The organism is Xanthomonas sp. BRIP62415 (assembly GCF_003993515.1).
Lineage (GTDB): Bacteria > Pseudomonadota > Gammaproteobacteria > Xanthomonadales > Xanthomonadaceae > Xanthomonas > Xanthomonas euroxanthea.
In genome coordinates this window covers 15,901-34,345 of record NZ_QEZH01000018.1, presented here as the reverse complement: position 1 = coordinate 34,345, position 18,445 = coordinate 15,901, and the positions used below count along the sequence as shown (strand labels likewise).

At 66.4% G+C, this 18,445-nt stretch carries 16 protein-coding genes; 11 read left to right on the top strand and 5 right to left on the bottom strand.

What is annotated here, in order from left to right; all coding sequences use genetic code 11:
* Positions 1 to 32: 32 nt before the first annotated feature.
* Together EO141_RS05950 and EO141_RS05945 are read right to left on the bottom strand one after the other, a co-directional pair.
* On the bottom strand, positions 33 to 938 hold the full coding sequence (locus EO141_RS05950; RefSeq protein ID WP_127168730.1) for a hypothetical protein: 906 nt from the start codon (positions 936 to 938) through the stop codon (positions 33 to 35).
* A gap of 107 nt (positions 939 to 1,045) precedes the next feature.
* Entirely contained in the window at positions 1,046 to 1,849 is an 804-nt protein-coding gene (locus EO141_RS05945) for an N-acetylmuramoyl-L-alanine amidase (protein ID WP_127168729.1), read from the bottom strand.
* Positions 1,850 to 2,160: 311 nt separating this feature from the next.
* Here EO141_RS05945 and EO141_RS05940 point away from each other — a divergent pair, with 311 nt between their 5' ends.
* The 7 genes from EO141_RS05940 to EO141_RS05905 all read left to right on the top strand — a co-directional run bounded on the left by EO141_RS05940 (position 2,161) and on the right by EO141_RS05905 (position 9,775).
* Positions 2,161 to 3,573, top strand: a complete 1,413-nt coding sequence (locus EO141_RS05940) for an SH3 domain-containing protein (protein ID WP_127168728.1) — start codon at positions 2,161 to 2,163, stop codon at positions 3,571 to 3,573.
* Complete coding sequence (locus tag EO141_RS05935) at positions 3,570 to 4,667, top strand: dipeptide epimerase (protein ID WP_127168727.1); 1,098 nt, start codon at positions 3,570 to 3,572, stop codon at positions 4,665 to 4,667. Before EO141_RS05940 ends, EO141_RS05935 begins: the two co-directional genes overlap by 4 nt.
* A gap of 396 nt (positions 4,668 to 5,063) precedes the next feature.
* A complete protein-coding gene (locus tag EO141_RS05925) occupies positions 5,064 to 5,840 on the top strand; it encodes a L,D-transpeptidase family protein (protein ID WP_127168725.1) in 777 nt (258 codons plus the stop codon).
* Positions 5,837 to 7,144, top strand: a complete 1,308-nt coding sequence (locus tag EO141_RS05920; RefSeq protein ID WP_104650020.1) for an APC family permease — start codon at positions 5,837 to 5,839, stop codon at positions 7,142 to 7,144. The genes EO141_RS05925 and EO141_RS05920 overlap by 4 nt, the downstream gene beginning before the upstream one ends.
* An 88-nt stretch (positions 7,145 to 7,232) precedes the next feature.
* Entirely contained in the window at positions 7,233 to 7,730 is a 498-nt protein-coding gene (locus tag EO141_RS05915) for a hypothetical protein (RefSeq protein ID WP_104584121.1), read from the top strand.
* A 187-nt stretch (positions 7,731 to 7,917) separates the two neighbouring features.
* Positions 7,918 to 8,250 (top strand): hypothetical protein, encoded by a 333-nt coding sequence (locus EO141_RS05910; protein ID WP_115677782.1) that lies wholly within the window; start codon positions 7,918 to 7,920, stop codon positions 8,248 to 8,250.
* 346 nt (positions 8,251 to 8,596) lie between these two features.
* Complete coding sequence (locus EO141_RS05905) at positions 8,597 to 9,775, top strand: PQQ-dependent sugar dehydrogenase (RefSeq protein WP_127168724.1); 1,179 nt, start codon at positions 8,597 to 8,599, stop codon at positions 9,773 to 9,775.
* A gap of 280 nt (positions 9,776 to 10,055) precedes the next feature.
* Here EO141_RS05905 and EO141_RS05900 read toward each other — a convergent pair whose 3' ends face one another.
* The 3 genes from EO141_RS05900 to tsaD all read right to left on the bottom strand — a co-directional run bounded on the left by EO141_RS05900 (position 10,056) and on the right by tsaD (position 13,963).
* On the bottom strand, positions 10,056 to 12,227 hold the full coding sequence (locus EO141_RS05900; protein ID WP_115677780.1) for a glycoside hydrolase family 3 N-terminal domain-containing protein: 2,172 nt from the start codon (positions 12,225 to 12,227) through the stop codon (positions 10,056 to 10,058).
* A gap of 231 nt (positions 12,228 to 12,458) precedes the next feature.
* The gene (gene folB / locus EO141_RS05895) at positions 12,459 to 12,815 is read right to left on the bottom strand and encodes a dihydroneopterin aldolase (protein ID WP_024938857.1); all 357 of its coding nucleotides are present in this window, start codon (positions 12,813 to 12,815) and stop codon (positions 12,459 to 12,461) included.
* 89 nt (positions 12,816 to 12,904) lie between these two features.
* A complete protein-coding gene (gene tsaD, locus EO141_RS05890) occupies positions 12,905 to 13,963 on the bottom strand; it encodes a tRNA (adenosine(37)-N6)-threonylcarbamoyltransferase complex transferase subunit TsaD (RefSeq protein WP_127168723.1) in 1,059 nt (352 codons plus the stop codon).
* A gap of 279 nt (positions 13,964 to 14,242) precedes the next feature.
* Here tsaD and rpsU point away from each other — a divergent pair, with 279 nt between their 5' ends.
* The 4 genes from rpsU (at position 14,243) to dnaG (ending at position 18,238) form a co-directional block, all read left to right on the top strand.
* The gene (gene rpsU, locus EO141_RS05885) at positions 14,243 to 14,458 is read left to right on the top strand and encodes a 30S ribosomal protein S21 (protein ID WP_002808376.1); all 216 of its coding nucleotides are present in this window, start codon (positions 14,243 to 14,245) and stop codon (positions 14,456 to 14,458) included.
* A gap of 274 nt (positions 14,459 to 14,732) precedes the next feature.
* A complete protein-coding gene (locus EO141_RS05880; RefSeq protein WP_119128052.1) occupies positions 14,733 to 15,179 on the top strand; it encodes a GatB/YqeY domain-containing protein in 447 nt (148 codons plus the stop codon).
* Between the two features lie 248 nt (positions 15,180 to 15,427).
* On the top strand, positions 15,428 to 16,378 hold the full coding sequence (locus tag EO141_RS05875; protein ID WP_104584127.1) for a YihY/virulence factor BrkB family protein: 951 nt from the start codon (positions 15,428 to 15,430) through the stop codon (positions 16,376 to 16,378).
* Between the two features lie 111 nt (positions 16,379 to 16,489).
* Positions 16,490 to 18,238, top strand: a complete 1,749-nt coding sequence (dnaG, locus tag EO141_RS05870; RefSeq protein WP_127168722.1) for a DNA primase — start codon at positions 16,490 to 16,492, stop codon at positions 18,236 to 18,238.
* Positions 18,239 to 18,445: the final 207 nt, after the last annotated feature.

Sequence of the window (18,445 nt, the reverse complement as noted above, 5' to 3'; positions counted from 1 at the left end):
GTATGCCGTAATAGATCGGCACGCAAGAAGGCTCAGCGATCCAGCGGCGGTGTGTACTGGTGCTTGGCGGCGTCGTAGGTATAGGTGACCACGTCGGCGGCGCCGAGGCTGCGGACCTTACCGGGGCCGGCAATGGCGGTGCCACTCATGGCCACACGCAGAGTCGGCATCGACCCACCGCCGGGTTCGAAGCTCAGCGTGCCGGTGCTGGACGCGCACTTCATGTTGCCCTCATCGTCGCAGGCCGCGCTGTTGTCTTCGCCGGTGGCCACGGTGCCCAGATAAACCCAGCCCTTGTAGTCGCCCATGTCGTTCTTGTTCGGATCGAAGGAAAACAGCGCAAAACCCAAGCTGCTGACGCCATTGGCGAAGCGCGTGGTCGGCAGCGCCAGCAGCAGGTGGCCATCCTTGGTCTCGGTGCGCTGCGGCTTGCGCTTCTGGTCAAGCGTGTCGGCCTTCTCGTTGCCGCCGAAATCGCCGGCCCATTGCTGCGCATGGAACAGCACCCATGCCGGTTTGCCACCGGCATCGTCCAGCACATAGGTCGCCTGGCTGATGCTGACGCCGACGGCAGGGTCCGGAGAGCCCTCTTCCTCGGATTTGCCGTACTTGCCGGGGCCCGCGTTGGCGAAGCCGGTGTAGTACTGCTTGCCGCCAAGGTCGAAGCGGTAGCCGTACCAGAAGCTGGCCAAGGCGCCGTTGTCGATGGTGTACGACTCCGATCCGTCGCCCTTCATCCCATAGATATCGGCAAGCACATGCCCGGGCGCCGGCACCTCGGCGTCTACCGTGGCAGGACTCGCCGCCGCTGGCACAGCAGCAGGAGCGCTCTGCGAGGGCGGTGCCTGCACGTCTCCGGGCGTTGCGTCGGGTGTCTTGGTGCAGCCGCCGACCATCAGGATCGTGGCGGCCCACAGGGCGGTCTTTCCTAGCCTCATCACACGACGTCCTTCAAGGGTTGGGCGAGCGGATGCTACCAAGAATAGGGTCGGGATCCAGTACACGTAGCGCTCGTAAGGTGATGCAACACGATCACTCGGGATGGCTAAGGCGCATCCGGTTCGACGGGCACCGCCGGAGGCTGCAACTGCCGCAGCGCTGGCCCGGTCAACGCATGCAGGATGCGCACATCCTCGGCATCCAGCATGCGGGCGTCGCTGCTGCGGTAGTGATGATGAAACGCCTGCAGGGTGGCGGCGGGATCGTCGAGGCTGTAGCCGAGCAAGGCGAGCGCCTGCCAGGGATCGAAACCTGCCGGCGCGGCAGGGGCATCGGCGGCAGGCCAGCGGCCGAAGCCGGCGTCGGCCAGGCGTTTCCACGGAAACAACGGGCCGGGGTCGTTCTTGCGGGTCGGGGCCACGTCTTCGTGGCCGACGATCTGGGTGCGCGGGATGCGCAGGCGGGTGCACAGGTCGTCCAGCAGCACCAGCAGGCTGTCGATCTGGGCGGGCGCGAACGGCTCGCTGCCGTCGTTGTCCAGCTCGATGCCGATCGAGGCGGAGTTGATGTCGGTGATGGTGCCCCAGCGCCCGGCACCGCCGTGCCAGGCGCGCTGGTCGTCGCTGACCAGTTGATAGCGTGTGCCATCTTCGCCAATCAGATAGTGGGCACTGACCCGACCGCCGCTATTGCGCCCGCGCAGCGTGCCCAGGCTCTGCGGCACCGACTGCTGGTCGGTGAAGTGCAGCACGATCAGGATCGGCCGCCGTGCGTCGTAATTGGGCGAAGGCACCCACCGGGCCAGCGGGTTGCGCTGCGGCGCATGCGCACACGCGCCCAATGACAGCACCACCAGACACAGCGTGGCGCGTAGCCAGGGCGATGGCGACAGCGTGGAAGCAGATGACATCGGATTCTCCTGGCGAAACGACAAAGGCCTGCGCTGTGCCTGCGCCCTGATGGGCCGCGCATGCGATGCACCCATTATCTGCTGTGCGGGGCGATGGCGTGCAGCACGCGGCTGCGGCCGGTGGCAGGCAGACTGCACGTGCGCAGAGACCGACAGACCTTACGGCACCGCTGCGCCATGCGACACGCACCGGGGATACTTGCGCATGCGTACACTACAAGCCGGCGTGGTCGGCGCAGGTCCGCGCGCCTGCGGTCGTGATTCCCTGTAAAAAGCCTTGCCAGTCGCTGCACCCCTCAAGAGTCTTCTTCATGCCATTGTCGCGCTGCCTGCTGACGTTGTTGCTGCTGGTCATCGGCCTGCCCTGCGGTGCCGCTGCGGCAAACCCTGCCACTCCAACGCCGCACACCGCGCCATTTACGGCCAGCGATGCGCAGTTGGCGGCCGACTACTGGATCCAGCGCAGTCGCAACGCGCAAACGCTGCGCATGACGGCCGCGCAGATTGCCGGCCTCAATGCACGCTTGCTGCGCGACGATAGCTCCATGCACGACCTGTCGCAGCTGGCCGAGGTGCTACCCGCGGCCGAGGTGCGCGCGCGCATCGAAGTACGGTCGGCCACACCGACGCGTGCGCTCTACGACAGCGATGGGCGCAGCATCGATGCCTTGCGCCTTGCGACGCTGCGCCAGGCCCTGGCACTGGATGCACTGCCCGCACAGGTCGTGCCACGGTTTGCACTGGTGGTGCAGCGTGCGGCACTGCGCACCTTCCCCACTGCGCAGCGCGTGTTCAGCACCACCGACGACCACGATATCGACCGCTTCCAGGAATCGGCGCTCTACCCCGGCACGCCGGTGGCAGTGCTGCATACCAGCGCCGATGGTGCATGGCACTTCGTGCTGGCGGCCAACTATGCGGCCTGGATTGCTGCCGACCGGATTGCCCTGGGCACGCGTCGCGAGGTGCTGGACTACGCACGCCGCCCCCCGCAGCTGGTGGTCACCGGCGCACGCGTGCAGAGCGCCTACACCCCGGACGTGCCGGCCGTTTCCGCACTGACGCTGGACATGGGCACCAGCGTGCCGCTGCTCGGCGACTGGCCGCCGCAACAGCCGGTCAACGGGCAGCTGCCGCAGGCTGCCTACGTCGTGCAGTTGCCGCTGCGCGGCAGCGACGGGCGTTTGCAGCTGGTGCCGGCACTGATTCCGCGCGGCGCCGACGTGCGCCTTGGCCCGCTGCCGGCCACGCCTGCGGCATTGCTGCAGCAGGCGTTCAAGTTCCTCGGCGAACGCTATGGCTGGGGCAACGACTACGATGCGCGCGACTGCAGTGGGTTCGTGCTGGATGTGTATCGCAGCCTGGGCATCGCATTGCCACGCAATACCGGCGACCAGGCACGCAGTCCGGCACTGCTCGGCGTTCCGTTCCAGACGCAGGCGCCACTGCCGCAGCGCCTGCAGCAACTTGCACGGCTGCAGGTCGGCGATCTGATCTATATCCCCGGTCATGTGATGCTGGTGATCGGACACGAGCACGGCGCACCATGGGTGATCCATGATGTGGCCGGTGCCCATTACCGCGACGCGGCCGGCAGCGTGCAGCGCGCGCGCTTGAACGGTGTGTCGGTGACCCCGCTGCTGCCCCTGCTCGCCAGCGACGGCACGCCGTTCGTCGATCACATCACCCGCATCCAACGCATCGCACCGATTGGCTCCCCATGAAGATCACCGGCTTTCGCCTCGGCATGCTGCGCGTGCCATTGAAGACCCCGTTCAAGACAGCGGTCCGCACCGTGCAGGCGATCGAGGACGTGGTGGTGCTGCTGCAGACCGATAGCGGCCATATCGGTTATGGCGCCGCGCCGGCCACCGCGCCGATCACCGGCGATACGCACGGCGCCATCATCGCCGCCATCAGCCATTGCATCGGCCCGGCGTTGATCGGCCAGGACGTGGCCGATCTCAACCGGCTATGCGTGCTGGTGCAACACGCGCTGGAGCGCAACACCAGCGCCAAGGCGGCGGTGGAGATCGCGCTCTACGACCTGTGGGCGCAGGGCTTCGGCACCCCGCTCTACCAGGCGCTTGGCGGCGGCACGCCGCGCATCACCACCGACATCACCATCAGCGTCGATAGCATCGACGTGATGGTGGCGCAGGCGCACTCGGCGCTCGCACGCGGCTATCGGTCGCTGAAGATCAAGGTCGGCAAGGACAGCGACTCGGACGTCGAACGGATCATGGCGATGCATGCCGCTGTCGCTGGTCGCGCATCGCTGCGCCTGGATGCCAACCAGGGCTGGACGCCCAAACAGGCGGTGCGCACCATGCGCACGCTGGAACACGCCGGCATCGTGATGGAACTGGTGGAACAGCCGGTCAAGGCCGCGGACATCGACGGGCTGGCGTTTGTCAGCGCACGGATCGACACGCCGGTGATGGCCGACGAAAGCGTGTTCTCGCCGATCCAGGTGATCGACCTCATCCAGCGCCGCGCCGCCGATATCGTCAACATCAAGCTGATGAAGACCGGCGGGCTATCCAATGCGATCCGCATTGCCGATATCGCGTCCGTGTACGGCGTGCCGTGCATGATCGGCTGCATGATCGAATCTAGCATCAGCGTGGCTGCGGCAGTGCATCTGGCAGTGGCCAAGGCCGACAGCATCACCCTGGCGGATCTGGATGCGCCTGCACTCGGGCAGTTCGATCCCACCGAGGGCGGCGTGCATTTCGACGATGCCCGGATCCATATCGACGACTCGCCAGGCCTGGGGATCCGCCGCATCCGCGGGCTGGAGCTGTTGCCGGGCTAACGCGCCATTGGAAATTTCCAAGCCGCGTCGGTCGGTCGGTCGAGCGCGCGGTGCCCTTGCCGCTCGCAGGACACGCCGTGAATCCGTCCGTGGGGGCTCGGTGGCGGCATCCATGCCGCCACACGGTCCCGCAAACGGCCAGGGCACCGCACCAGAGAGTTCGTCGGTTGCCCTACTGAAACCGTGCATACCCGCACTGTCGAATGGTCTCAGCCGCTCCAAGGCCCGCCAAGCACAGGAACATCGCGCATGCATGCACTACACAGCTGCGTTGCTGGGTACAGTAGCGATAAGGTGTTGGTCAGCAATGCAGTGTCGAGGCACCGCACTGTCGCCGCCAACAGCCGATCGACTCAACGCAGCTCACCCTGCCAGACCCATTCCCCCGGAGCCTGCATGCGCCTTGCCACCGTGTTTCGATCCGTTGCGCTGCTGGCGCTGGCAAGCTGCAGCAGCCTTGCCGTCGCTGCCGGCCCAATCGACGCCTTGAATCAGGCGCGCGCACTGGTCGTGGTGACCACGCCGGATTGGGACAGCACCCAGGCACGCCTGCAGACATTCGCCCGTGTGGACGGTCACTGGCAACCGGCCGCACCGGGCTTTACGGTCGCGCTCGGGCGCCACGGCAGCGCCTGGGGCGATGGCCTGCATCCAAAGCAGACGCAAGGCCCGCAGAAGCGCGAAGGCGACGGCCGCAGCCCGGCCGGTGTGTTCGCGATCGGCCCGGCCTTCGGTTACGCCCAACAGATCGACAGCGCCATGCCGTACCAGGCGATGAGCGCCACCCACTACTGCATGGATGTGCCGAGCTCGCCGCTGTACAACCGTATCGTCGACGCCGCGCAGGTCGGGGAGGCCGCAGTGGCCGGGTCGAGCGAACCGATGCGCCTGGACCTGCAACATCCCGGCGATGCGCGCTACAGCGAGGGCTTTGTGATCGCGCACAATCCCGATGCGGTGCCCGGGCACGGCAGCTGCATCTTCGCGCATCTATGGCGCACGCCGGGCCAGTTCACCGCCGGCTGCACTGCGATGGCGCCGACCGATATGCAACGCCTGTTGGCCTGGTTGAAGCCCGACGACACACCGCTGTTCGTGCTGTTGCCGCGTGCCGAATACGCACGCCTGCAGGCCCAGTGGCAGTTGCCCGAGTTGAAGGAGGTCGGCCGATGAGCAGCGCGGCTCCCGCACCCGACCCCACTGGCCTGGTCCGCGTGGTCAGCCGCTGGCAGATCGTCGGCTTGTCCATCAACGATGTCATCGGCAGCGGCATCTACCTGCTGCCGGCGGCCACCGCTGCGCTGCTCGGGCCGATGAGCCTGTGGGCAGTGCTGCTGGCCGGTCTGGCAGTGGCACTGCTGGTGTTGTGCTACGCGCAGGCGGCGAGCTATTTCGACACCCCGGGCGGCAGTTATCTGTACACGCGTGAGGCGTTCGGCCCGTTTGTCGGCTTTCAGATCGGCTGGATGATCTGGCTCACCCGCATCAGTTCGGCAGCGGCATTGAGCAACGGCCTGGCCGACGCGGTCGCGCGGTTCTGGCCGACCGTGGCAACCGATCACTGGGCACGCCTGCTGGTGGTCGTCGGTTCTTTGGGTGTGCTCACCGCCATCAACGTGATCGGGGTGAAATCGGCTGCACGTACCGGCATTGCGCTGGTGATCGGCAAGCTGGTGCCGTTGCTGCTGTTCGTGGCAATCGGCGTGTTCTACGTGGACTGGTCGTGGGCCTTTGCCGGCACCACGCCGGACCTGCGCGACCTGGGCAATCTCGGCGAAGCGGCCTTGCTGCTGCTGTTCGCCTATGCCGGCTTCGAAAACATCCCTGCGGCCGCTGGCGAGTACCGCAACCCGCGTCGCGACGTGCCATTTGCGTTGATCACCATGATCGTCACCGTCACCTTGATCTATGCGGCGGTCCAGGTCGTGGCACAAGGCACGCTGCCCAATCTCGCCGCCTCGCCCACGCCCCTGGCCGATGCCGCAAGCCGTTTCGGCGGCGAAGCGCTGGCACTGATCCTCACTGTCGGTGCCACCATTTCCATCCTCGGCACCACCAGCAACACGGTCATGCTCGGGCCGCGCTTTCTGTTCGCGCTGGCGCAAGACGGCTACGGCCCGGCATTTCTGGCACGTGTGCATCCACGCTTCCACACCCCGGCAGCGGCGGTGCTGACCCAGGGCGTGCTGTCGCTGGCGCTGGCGGTGTCGGGCTCGTTCACGCAGCTGGCATTGCTGTCGATGGTCACCCGGCTGTTTGCCTATATCGGCACGGCCGCGGCAGTGATCGTGCTGGCGCGTCGCTACCGGCAACGCACCGACACCTTGCGCCTGCCCGGCGGGCCGGCCATTCCCATCGCCGCGCTGCTGCTGTCGCTGGGCCTGCTCGCCAGCGCCAGCTGGCAGAACCTGGCGGCCGCCGGTGTGGCGCTGCTGGTGGGCTGGGTGATCTACCTGTTCCCGCGCAAGCCTGCATAGCCACTTTCGCAGGACGCTCGCGCAACGCTCACGTACGACTAACCGCGCGCGTCCAACGCTGCAGCCCTGACCTGCATGGGAGCTTGCGATGAAACTGCGCCGTGTCTACAGCACGCCCGATATCGAGAGTGCGCAACGCGTCATGCAGGCCGCACGCAGCGCCGGCATCGACAACGATGCGCTGTCGTTGATTGCCCGTTCGGATATCGAACTCGAAGGCATTCCCGACGAGCGCAAGGATGCCAAGACCGATTTTCTCCCCGCCGCAGCGCGCGGCGCAGCGACCGGTGGCGCTGCGGGCCTGGTGGCCGGGCTGGTCGCGATTGCCGTGCCTCCGATCGGGCTCACCATTGCCGGGGCAGGTGTCATGGCGCTGGCAGGGGCTCTGGTCGGCACCTGGTCATCTGCGTTGATCGGCGCCACCGTGCCCGACCCGGTACGCCGCCAATTCGAGGACGAAATTCAGGCAGGGCGCGTGCTGGTGATCATCGATGCCGACGAGCCATCGCTGCAGCACGCAGAGGCCAGCCTGAATGCCGCCGGCGCCACGCCGCTGCCATATGAGGCCGCATCGGCTGCGACGTGATGCGTGCGCACGCACTGGCAGCCTCGCATGCGTCGCGTCCGGCATCGACGACGCGGCGCGCCACACAGCGCGGCCGGCAAGCGGTTGCCAGACGCCGACATGTCTTGATGCCCCCCTCACCCGCCATGGCAACGGATTTAACACCCGCCCGCCTAGGTTAGGGCGTACATTCACCACGGAGACGAGCATGAACGTGCCGTATCAGATTCCAGGCCGTGCGCCGGACGAAGACCGCAGCCAGAACGTATCCAACTATTGGCGCGAGCGCTTCACCGAAGAATCGTATTACACCGAAGGGGACCGCTACGAGGATTACGAGGGCGCCTACCTTGCCGGACACGAAGCGCGTATCCGCGAAAACGCGCGCGCCTACGACCAGGTGGAAGCGGAGTTGCACCGCGATTGGGAAGCCAACCGCGGCACCAATGGCCTGAGTTGGAGCAAGGCGCGTCACGCAGTCAAGCGCGCCTGGGAAAATGCGGCTGACTTCGTCGCCGGCGACAACAAGTCCAAGCCCTGAACACAACAACGCCACCGTCGAGGTGGCGTTGTTGTATCACCAGCTCGCGCAGCAGTGGCGGCGGATGTGTATTCACCGTTGGCAACACGATGCATCACTCATTGTCAGCCTCACCACATCGGGCGTGTCCTTTCGCACGCGATCGCACCGGACGGGCGGCCCTAGTGCGATGCAGCCACCGAAACTCGCTTCATGGTGAAACAACGCTTCGGGATAAGCGCGTTCCGCAGAGAGTGATCTACGACAAGGGCGGCCCCGACGGCGTCGTGTAAGGTGTTGAAAACCCAACGCAGGACACGTTGCGGGAGGGCTGCAACGTCACTGCGCCCATCCCCTGGAGGACCTCATGTCTGTCCGACGTCTGCTTGCCCTGGCCTGCTCGGCCAGCTTGTTCACCACCACCGTCGCATGTGCTGCGCCTGCCGTCGCGCCGGCTGCCGCCATTCCCAAGGCGCAGTGGCCGTTCCAGGCCACCACCGTTGCCGATTTTGACGAACCCTGGGCGATGACCTTCCTGCCGGACGGCAGCCTGTTGGTCAGCGAAAAACGCGGTGCGCTGATGCGGCTTGACCTCAAGACCAAACGCAAGAGCGCCATTACCGGCATTCCGGCGGTGGCCTACGGCGGCCAGGGCGGCTTCGGCGATGTACTGGCGCATCCGCGCTTTGCCAAGAATGGCCTGGTCTATGTCAGCTACGCCGAACCCGGGCAGGGCGATACGCGCGGCGCTGCGGTGGCAAGGGCCAAGCTCACGCTGGATGGCACCGGCGGCGGCACGCTGTCGGATTTGAAGGTGATCTGGCGACAGGATCCCAAGGTCACCGGCAACGGTCACTTCGGGCATCGGCTGGCCTTCGGCCCGGATGGCAAGCTGTGGATCAGCTCCAGCGAGCGCCAGAAGTTCACCCCGGCCCAGGACATGCAAGCCAATCTCGGCAAGCTGATCCGTCTCAATGATGACGGCAGCGTGCCGGCCGACAACCCGTTCGCTGCACAGGGCGGCGTTGCCGCGCAGGTGTGGTCGCTGGGTCACCGCAATATTCTCGGCCTGGCCTTCGACGGCAAGGGGCGCTTGTGGGAACACGAAATGGGTCCGCTTGGCGGCGATGAGCTGAATCTGATCCAGCGCGGCGCCAACTACGGTTACCCGGTCGTCTCCAACGGCGACAACTACGACGGCACCCCGATCCCGGACCACAATACCCGCCCGGAATTTGCCGCGCCCAAGATCAGCTGGACTCCGGTGATCTCGCCGGCTGGCTTTGTGATCTATAGCGGCAAGCAGTTCCCTGCATGGCGCGGTAACGGCTTTATCGGCGGCTTGTCGTCGATGGCGCTGGTGCAGGTGTCCCTTGGCGATCAGCCACGTGAGCTGGCCCGCTACGACATGGGCGCGCGCATTCGCGAAGTGGAACAGGGTCCGGACGGCGCGCTGTGGTTGCTGGAAGACGAAGCCAGCGGCAGCACCGGGCGCCTGCTCAAGCTGACGCCCAAGAGCAAGGCGGCGGTCGAGAACGACGCGTAATTGCGCGGAAATGCGTCCAGGGGATCGTGCCACCGCCACACGTCAACCGCGTGCTGGCGGTGGCCACGATTTTCGCGGCCGGCCACGTTCGAGCCGGTACGGTGCATGTCGCGGCGCACGCAGAATCCACGCACCCGTGGCAACACCGATCGGTCACGCGCCTGCGTCACCCGTGACCCGATGACGGTGCGCCCTTCGGCCACGTCCGTCATCGTTTATCTGGTGCAATAGCCGCACGCGCTGCTTACTACGCAAGCGCGCGCACCACGCCCGGGTGTGCTCAGGCGTCCAGCAACTCGAACGTCACTGCCTCGCCACTCTTGGCCGATGCGCACACCCATACATCGAACACCCCCGGCTCGGCACCAAACACGTTCCTGTGATTGGTGAAGGCCAGCGCGTCGCGCGCCAGGGTGAAGGTCACGTCCGCGCTTTCGCCGGGCTGCAACAACACCTTGCGGAAGCCCTTGAGTTCGCGCACCGGTCGCACCCGGCTGGCCACCCGATCGTGCACATACAGCTGCACCACTTCCTCGCCGGCCACGCGGCCGGTGTTGGTGACGCGCGTGGTGATGGTCAGCGTCTGGTCCCAGCCAAGCTGCGCGCTGCTCAATTGCGGCTGCGCATAGGCAAAGGTGGTGTAACTCAGGCCATGGCCAAACGGATACAGCGGCTCGTTGGGCATCTCGCGCCAGCGCGCCTTGTACTCGGACAGCGTCGGCAGTTCCGGGCGACCGGTGCGCAGATGGTTGTAGAAATACGGCTGTTGCCCGGTCACCTGCGGAAAGCTGATCGGCAGACGCGCGGACGGGTTGTAGTCGCCGAACAACACATCGGCCACGCCGGTACCGGTCTGCGTGCCCAGGTACCAGGTCACTGCAATCGCATCGGCATCGCGCACTGCACCGCTCAGGGCCAGCGCGCGGCCATTGCGCAGCAACACCACCATCGGCGTGCCGGTGGCGGCGATGGCTTCGGCCAATGCCTGCTGCGCCGGCGGCAACACGATCTCTGTGCGCGACTGCGCCTCGCCACTGAACCGCTGCGGCTCGCCCAGCGCCAGCACCACCACGTCGGCGGCCTGCGCCGCATCGATGGCGGCGGAAATACCACCCGGCAGCGCCTCTTCCAGGCCGCAGCCCGGCACCACCGTCAGATGCTCGCTGCCGACCACCGCACGCACGCCCTGCTCCAGGGTCACATAGCGGTCCTTGTCGCCGAACAGCGTCCAGCAACCCTCGATGTTCTCGCGGTCCTGCACGAACGGCCCGATCAGCGCGATGCGCTGGCCGCTTTTCTTCAGCGGCAACAGGTCGCCGTCGTTCTTCAGCAACACGATCGAACGCCGCGCCGCATCGCGCGACAGCGCATCGTGCGCGGGCAGATGCGTGGTATCGGCTTCGCGTGCCGGATCCAGCGAGCGGTACGGGTTGTCGAACAGCCCGATCGCTTCCTTCAGCTGCAGCATGCGGCGGACGCTGGCATCCAGCGTGGCCATCGGCACCTCGCCACTTTCCACCAGCGACGGCAGGTGCGCGGCATAGAAACCGCTCTGCATGCTCAGATCCAGGCCGGCCAGGAACGCCTTCTTGGTCGCATCGCGCTCATCGGCCGCATAGCCGTGCGCAATCAGTTCCATGTCGGCGGTGTAATCGGAAATCACCACGCCGGGGAACTGCCATTCACCGCGCAGGATCTCGGTCAGCAATTCGTGGTTGGCGCTGGCCGGCACGCCGTTGATGTCGTTGAACGAGGACATCACGGTCAATGCGCCGGCATCGAAGGCGGACTTGAACGGCGGCAGGTGCACATCGCGCAGGGTCTGCGGCGCGATGTCCACGGTGTTGTATTCCATGCCCGCCGCCACCGCACCGTAGGCGGCGAAGTGCTTGGGCGTGGCCAGCAGGCAGTCGTCGGCCTTCAGATCGCCACCCTGGAAGCCGCGCACGCGGGCGGCGGCAAACGCCGCGCCCAGCACCACGTCTTCGCCGGCGCCTTCCGCGCCACGGCCCCAGCGCTGGTCGCGCGCGATGTCCACGGCCGGTGCGTAGGTCCAGTGCAGGCCGGCGGCGGTCGCTTCGATCGCGGTGGCGCGCGCGGTGCGCTCGGCCAGTTCGGGTTCGAAGCTGGCCGCTTCGCCCAGCGGAATCGGGAACACCGTGCGCATGCCGTGGATCACATCCGCCGCCAGGATCACCGGGATGCCCAGGCGGCTTTCTTCCACCGCCACCTTCTGGATCTGTGCGCCCAGCGCAGCGCCGACGCCGTTGAACAGCGAGCCGACCCGACCCGCGCGCACCTGCTGCAGCACCTCGTCGGCGTTGAGCACGTTGGCTTCGGGATTCACGTCCGGTGCGAACGGCCGCACCATGTCGGCGAACACACCCAACTGTCCGACCTTCTCTTCGACGGTCATCTGGGCAATCAGGGTTTCGATACGATCAGCAGCCATGAGATCCTTGAGAAAACGTTTACATGGCCGTCAATTCTAGCCTGACGCGACCGCGAGGGGGCAAGTGTCGGGATTTGGAATGCGGGATCCGGGATTTGCAGGGGCCGGTTGCACCACGCGTTGGCGCGGTGGATCGGTCGCGTGGTCGTGGACCGCTGGTCCGGTGCCGGTTGGATCTCAGGGGGCTCGGCATGGCTCGAAGTCGCCGCCCGATGCAGCACTCGGTAGCCGTCAGCGGGCCCGCTCGCGCTCGATGATCACCCCCACCGCCTGCGCGCCGCGCACCGCACCGGGCTTGCTCAGCTTCAGCCGCAGCCAGTGCACGCCGAATTCGTCCAGCACGATCGCCGCGCAGCGCTCGGCCAGGGTCTCGACCAGCCCGAAGTCCGATGCCTGCACGAATTCGATCAGCCGCTTGCTCACCGCCTTGTAATTCAAGGTATCGGCGATATCGTCGCTGGCGGCCGGAATGCGGTTGTCGAAGCCCATTTCCAGATCGAACCGCAGCGTCTGGCGGATGCGCCGCTCCCAGTCGTAGATGCCGATCAGCGCATCGATTTCCAGGCCTTCGATAAAAACTTTGTCCATAGGTGGGGAATCGGGAATGGGGATTAGGGAATGGTGAGAAGCACAAGCAACAACAAGGCAGCGCGAACGGAATCGAAATAGCGCTCTTACTATTCCCGATTCCCGATTCCCGATTCCCCCGCCGCCAGCGGCGGCAAGCCAGCCATATCCCAACGCGGCGTCACATGCACCGCCGCGTCGGCGCGCTCGCCGGCCTCCAGCCGCAGTGCGCCGGCGAAGGCAATCATCGCGCCGTTATCGGTGCACAGGGCCGGCCGCGGGAAGCACACCCGGCCACCGCGCCGCTGCGCCGCCTCCTGCAGGCGTGCACGCAGGCGCTTGTTGGCGCCGACGCCACCGGCCACCACCAGGGTGTTGCAATCGGCCGCATCCAGCGCGCGCAGGCATTTGATTGCCAGCGTCTCCACCACCGCATCCTCGAACCCGCGTGCGATATCCGCCCGCGTGGTGTCGGACTGGTCGCTGCCGCGCCAGGCCAGCAGCACCTGGGTCTTGAGCCCGCTGAAACTGAAATCCAGCCCGGGCCGGTCGGTCATCGGCCGGGCGAACTTGTAGCGCCCAGGGGTGCCGGTTTCGGCCAGGGCGGCCAGCTGCGGCCCGCCCGGATACGGCAGGCCCATCATCTTGGCAGTCTTGTCGAAGGCCTCGCCGGCCGCATCGTCCAGTGTCTCGCCGAGCACGGCGTACTGGCCCAGCGCCTTCACCGACACCAGCTGGGTGTGCCCGCCGGAGACCAGCAGCGCCACGAACGGCGGCTGCGGCGGGTCGTCTTCCATCAATGGCGCCAGCAGATGGCCTTCCATGTGATGCACGCCGATCGCCGGCACATCCAGCGCCCAGGCCAGCGATCGCGCCACGCCGGCACCGACAAGGAGTGCGCCGACCAGGCCCGGGCCGGCGGTATAGGCCACCCCATCGAGTTCATCGATCCCCAGTCCGGCCTCGTCCAGGGTCTGGCGGATCAGCGGCAGCAGCTTGCGCACATGGTCGCGACTGGCCAGCTCCGGCACCACCCCGCCGTATTCGGCATGCAGCGCGATCTGGCTGTAGACCGCGTGGGCGCGCAGCGCCGGCACCCCGGACAGCGCGGTGTCGTAGACCGCCACACCGGTCTCATCGCATGATGATTCGATCCCAAGAACTTTCACGGCAACTCGGCAGGCAGGCACATGCGGCCTATTTTCGCAGCTTTTGCCCTGCGCAGATCGGCCAGGGGCGATCTGCTGCGCTGCCGGCCGATCGCCACCGATCCCGCGCCAGCGCAGGGTTTAGCAGGCCTGCTCGCGTCCATGCTGCAGGGGGCTTGCAGGCCGCCTGCAAGTCGTTATAATGCGCGGCTCGCCGGGGCAACCCGGAAATTCCGTCACGCGAGTCCGCTCGCACCCGCCCGGGGCTCCCGGACGGAAATCCCATTATCTGGAGAACCCATGCCCAGCGTTAAAGTCCGCGAGAACGAGCCCTTCGAATTTGCGCTCCGCCGTTTCAAGCGCACCTGCGAAAAGGCCGGCGTGCTGGCCGAAACCCGCAAGCGCGAGTTCTATGAAAAGCCGACCCAGGAGCGCAAGCGTAAGGCTGCCGCTGCTGTGAAGCGTCAGTTGCGTCGTTCCTCGCGCGACGTCACCAAGCGCCAGCGCTTGTACTGATCGAACGCGGTTCCTTGCCGACGGGCATGCGCTGAAGGCGCGGCCCATCGGAGTGGAACCCAAGAGCCGGCACGCGCAAGCGTCGCCGGCTTTTTGTATTGGTCCGATGCCAGGCGACTGCCGCGTTCTGCGCAGCTACAGAGCCGACCGGCATCGCTGCCGCCATCCGCGCCTGCCCAGCCGGACGTCCTGCACAGCCCCACTTCCTGCCGATGCACTGCGCCCGTCATGGCGCATCGGCACATCTGTCACACGCACTCCCAGGAGTTACACCATGCCCCTCAAGCAACAGCTCACCGATGACATGAAAGCCGCCATGAAGTCCGGCGACAAGCACAGCCTGGGCGTGATCCGGCTGATCAATGCCGCGATCAAGCAGAAGGAAGTGGATGAGCGCATCGAGATGGACGATGCCGCCGTGATCGCGGTGCTCGACAAGATGGTCAAGCAGCGCAAGGACTCGGTCACCCAGTACGAGGCCGCCGCACGCGACGACCTGGCGCAGATCGAGCGCGAGGAGATCGTGGTGATCGAGCGCTACCTGCCGGCCAAGATGGGCGAAGCCGAGATCGTCGCTGCCATCCAGGCAGCCATCGCGCAGACCGGTGCCAGCAGCCCGGCCGATATCGGCAAGCTGATGGGCGCGCTCAAGCCCAAGCTGGCCGGTCAGGCCGACATGGGCCTGGTCTCCACGCTGGTCAAGCAACATCTGGCAGGCTGAGTCTTCGCCTGCGCAGCGCCCTGTGCCCGATGGCCAGGGCACCGCAGCCAGCCGCCTGCGTGCGGCTGGCTGCAGCGCCGTTTCAACGGCAGCACACGCGCAACATCCAGCGCCCGCTTTCACCCGATCTTTGAACACGCCCTGTTAGAACACCTTCGCCAGCACAGGCCCGGGTGAAGCATTCCGCATGCCGGCTTCGCCTCACGACGCCTGCGCACACAACGGTATGCCCAAGGATTCCCACGCCGGTGACGAAGCTCTCAACCGAACACCTGCAAAAGCACCTGAGCCGCCTGCAGCGCAGCCTGCCGATGGCACTGCTCAATCGCTTTCTCGAGATCGACGTGATGACGCAGGCCGCGTCGCTGTCGTTCTACGCCTTGCTGTCGCTGGCACCGCTGCTGGTGCTGCTGCTGTGGCTGACCGCCTCGCTGTATCCGCCTGCACAGGAAGCGCTGGTGCAGCAGATCGCGCAACTGGCTGGCGGCAGCGCGGCGGAAGTGGCCGATACGGTGATCCGCAACGCCACCGATCAACCCGGCGTGGGTTCGCTGGCCGGACTGTGGAGCACGCTGCTGCTGTTCATCGGTGCCACTGCGGTGTTCGCGCAGTTGCAGAACGCGCTGAACCTGATCTTCCGCACCGACAAGCAGCGCCTGGAAGGGCTGATGGCGTGGCTGAAGAAGCGCGTGTTCTCCTTCGGCGTGATCCTGGCACTGGGCTTTTTGTTGATCGTGTCGATGATTGCCACCACCGCGTTGCAGGTGGTGTTCGCACGCTTGCCGTCGGTGCTGCCGGCGATTGGCTACATCACCACCCTGGCGCTGTATTCGCTCGCCTTCGCCTTCCTGTATCGCTATCTGCCCGACCGCACCGTCAACTGGCGGCAGGCCTTTGTCGGCGGCGTGATCACTGCGCTGCTGTTCGCGCTGGGTCGCTACGGCATCGGCCTGTACATCGCCAGGGCCGCCCCTGGCAGCGCGTACGGATCGATGGGCACCCTGGTGATCCTGCTGGTGTGGATGTACTACGCCTCGGTGGTGTTCTTTGTCGGCGCCCTGCTGACGGCAGTGATCGATGAGCGCGTGCGCTCGCATCGCAAGCTGCGCGAGGCCGGCGTGGATACGGACAACCTGCCCCCGGTCGCCGCCGACCCTGGCGCCACGCCGCAGCCGCCGGCTGCCCCGACGCGCAGTTGATGGCGCCTGCGAAGCCTGCTGCCGCGGATACGCAGGCAGCGGGCTTCGCTTCGCTGAGGTCCGTCGCTCACTGACGCCGGCGCACGCCGGCGGCTGGGATATCCTAGCGGGATGGCCCGCATCCCCGACGCGTTCATCGACGAACTGCTTGCCCGCACCGACATCGTCGAGGTGGTGGGCGGCCGGGTGCCGCTCAAGCGTCAAGGCAAGGAATATTCGGCGCGCTGCCCGTTCCACGACGAGCGCTCGGCCTCGTTCACGGTCTCGCCGACCAAGCAGTTCTATCACTGCTTCGGCTGCGGCGCGCACGGCACCGCGATCAGCTTTCTGATGAATTACGACCGCCTCGAATTCCTCGATGCAGTCGACGAGCTGGCCAAGCGCGCCGGCATGGACATCCCGCGCGAGACCCAGCAACGCAGCCCGCAGCAGCAGGACGACAGCCGCGAGCTGTATTCGGCGCTGGAGGCAGCGACCAAGTTCTTCCAGCGCCAGCTCGAGGGCAGCGAACGCGCGCGCGACTATCTGGACGGCCGCGGCGTGGATGCCGACAACCGCGCGCGCTTCCAGATCGGTTACGCCCCCGATGGCTACAGCGCGTTGAAGGACACGCTGGGCACCGATGCACGCCGCATGAGCGTGCTCGAACGCGCCGGGCTGTTTTCCAAGAACGATCGCGGCCATGTCTACGACAAGTTCCGCGACCGGGTGATGTTCCCGATCTTCGACCGCCGCGGCCGCGTGATCGCCTTCGGCGGCCGCATCATGGGCGCGCCGGCCGACGGCCGCGACCCGGGGCCGAAGTACCTCAATTCGCCGGAAACCGCGCTGTTCCACAAGGGCCGCGAGTTGTACGGCCTGTGGCAGGTGCGCCAGGCCAATCAGAAGATCGAGCGGCTGATCGTGGTGGAAGGCTATATGGACGTGGTCTCGCTGTTCCAGTTCGGCGTCACCCAGGCGGTGGCCACGCTGGGCACCGCGACCACGCCCGAACATGCCGAACTGCTGTTCCGCAACGCGCCGGATGTGTATTTCTGCTTCGACGGCGACAACGCCGGCCGCAAGGCGGGCTGGCGTGCACTGGAATCGGTGCTGCCACGCATGAAGGACGGCCGCCAGGCGTTCTTCCTGTTCCTGCCCGATGGCGAGGACCCGGACACCATCGTGCGCAAGGAAGGCGCGCAGGCCTTCGATCAGCGCCTGAAGCAGGCCACGCCGCTGTCGCAGTTCTTCTTCGACGAGATGTCGCGCGAGATCAACCTGCACACGCTCGATGGCAAGGCACGGCTGGCCGAACGCGCAAAGCCGATGCTGGCACAGATTCCCGAAGGCGCGTTCGGCGACCTGATGAAGCAGGAGCTGTCGCGCCTGACCGGCGTGGGCGTCAGTCAGGCGGCGCAGGCGTCTACATCGCAGGCACGGCCACCTGCCCGCATGGGCGCGCCCACGCAAAAACGCAGCCTGGTACGCGCCTCGATCGCGATCCTGCTGCAGCGGCCGTCGCTGGCGATGAGCCTGGAGGGCGACCACGATTTTTCCGGCCTGCGCCTGCCCGGCATCGACCTGTTGATGGAACTGCTGGCGCTGGTGCGGCAACGCCCGGAAATCAGCACCGGCGCGCTGCTGGAGCACTTCGCCGAACGCGAAGAACTGGTGGCGCTGCAGAAACTGGCCGCCCAGGCACTGCCCGGCGACGAACACAGCTGGGCGATGGAGCTGCATGACGTGGTCGCGCAACTGGACAAGCAATTGCTGCGGCAGCGCCTGGACGAACTGCAGGACAAGCAGCGCGCGCAGGGCCTGGACGACACCGACAAGTACGAGCTGCGCGAATTGTTCAAGGCGCTTGCCGCGTTGTAGCGCATGGGGCAATCGGCGCAGACCACCTGTTGCCGACGCCGGTCAGCCATGCAGGCACGCGCTCATGGCTGCCTGAACAAGGTCCTGGCCATCGGGCCGAGCGTCGCGCTGACTGCTTCACTCCTGCCCCGGGTGTCGGCCGATGCCGGCGCGACCGACTCGCAGGCGGCCCACGGGCCTCTACAATGGCACTCTGCAGACAGCTCC

Excerpts from the sequence above, each read along its gene's own strand:
- EO141_RS05950 (WP_127168730.1), bottom strand. The coding sequence starts at position 938 with ATGAGGCTAGGAAAGACCGCCCTGTGGGCCGCCACGATCCTGATGGTC.
- EO141_RS05945 (WP_127168729.1), bottom strand. The coding sequence starts at position 1,849 with ATGTCATCTGCTTCCACGCTGTCGCCATCGCCCTGGCTACGCGCCACG.
- EO141_RS05940 (WP_127168728.1), top strand. The coding sequence starts at position 2,161 with ATGCCATTGTCGCGCTGCCTGCTGACGTTGTTGCTGCTGGTCATCGGC.
- EO141_RS05935 (WP_127168727.1), top strand. The coding sequence starts at position 3,570 with ATGAAGATCACCGGCTTTCGCCTCGGCATGCTGCGCGTGCCATTGAAG.
- EO141_RS05925 (WP_127168725.1), top strand. The coding sequence starts at position 5,064 with ATGCGCCTTGCCACCGTGTTTCGATCCGTTGCGCTGCTGGCGCTGGCA.
- EO141_RS05920 (WP_104650020.1), top strand. The coding sequence starts at position 5,837 with ATGAGCAGCGCGGCTCCCGCACCCGACCCCACTGGCCTGGTCCGCGTG.
- EO141_RS05915 (WP_104584121.1), top strand. The coding sequence starts at position 7,233 with ATGAAACTGCGCCGTGTCTACAGCACGCCCGATATCGAGAGTGCGCAA.
- EO141_RS05910 (WP_115677782.1), top strand. The coding sequence starts at position 7,918 with ATGAACGTGCCGTATCAGATTCCAGGCCGTGCGCCGGACGAAGACCGC.
- EO141_RS05905 (WP_127168724.1), top strand. The coding sequence starts at position 8,597 with ATGTCTGTCCGACGTCTGCTTGCCCTGGCCTGCTCGGCCAGCTTGTTC.
- EO141_RS05900 (WP_115677780.1), bottom strand. The coding sequence starts at position 12,227 with ATGGCTGCTGATCGTATCGAAACCCTGATTGCCCAGATGACCGTCGAA.
- folB (WP_024938857.1), bottom strand. The coding sequence starts at position 12,815 with ATGGACAAAGTTTTTATCGAAGGCCTGGAAATCGATGCGCTGATCGGC.
- rpsU (WP_002808376.1), top strand. The coding sequence starts at position 14,243 with ATGCCCAGCGTTAAAGTCCGCGAGAACGAGCCCTTCGAATTTGCGCTC.
- EO141_RS05880 (WP_119128052.1), top strand. The coding sequence starts at position 14,733 with ATGCCCCTCAAGCAACAGCTCACCGATGACATGAAAGCCGCCATGAAG.
- dnaG (WP_127168722.1), top strand. The coding sequence starts at position 16,490 with ATGGCCCGCATCCCCGACGCGTTCATCGACGAACTGCTTGCCCGCACC.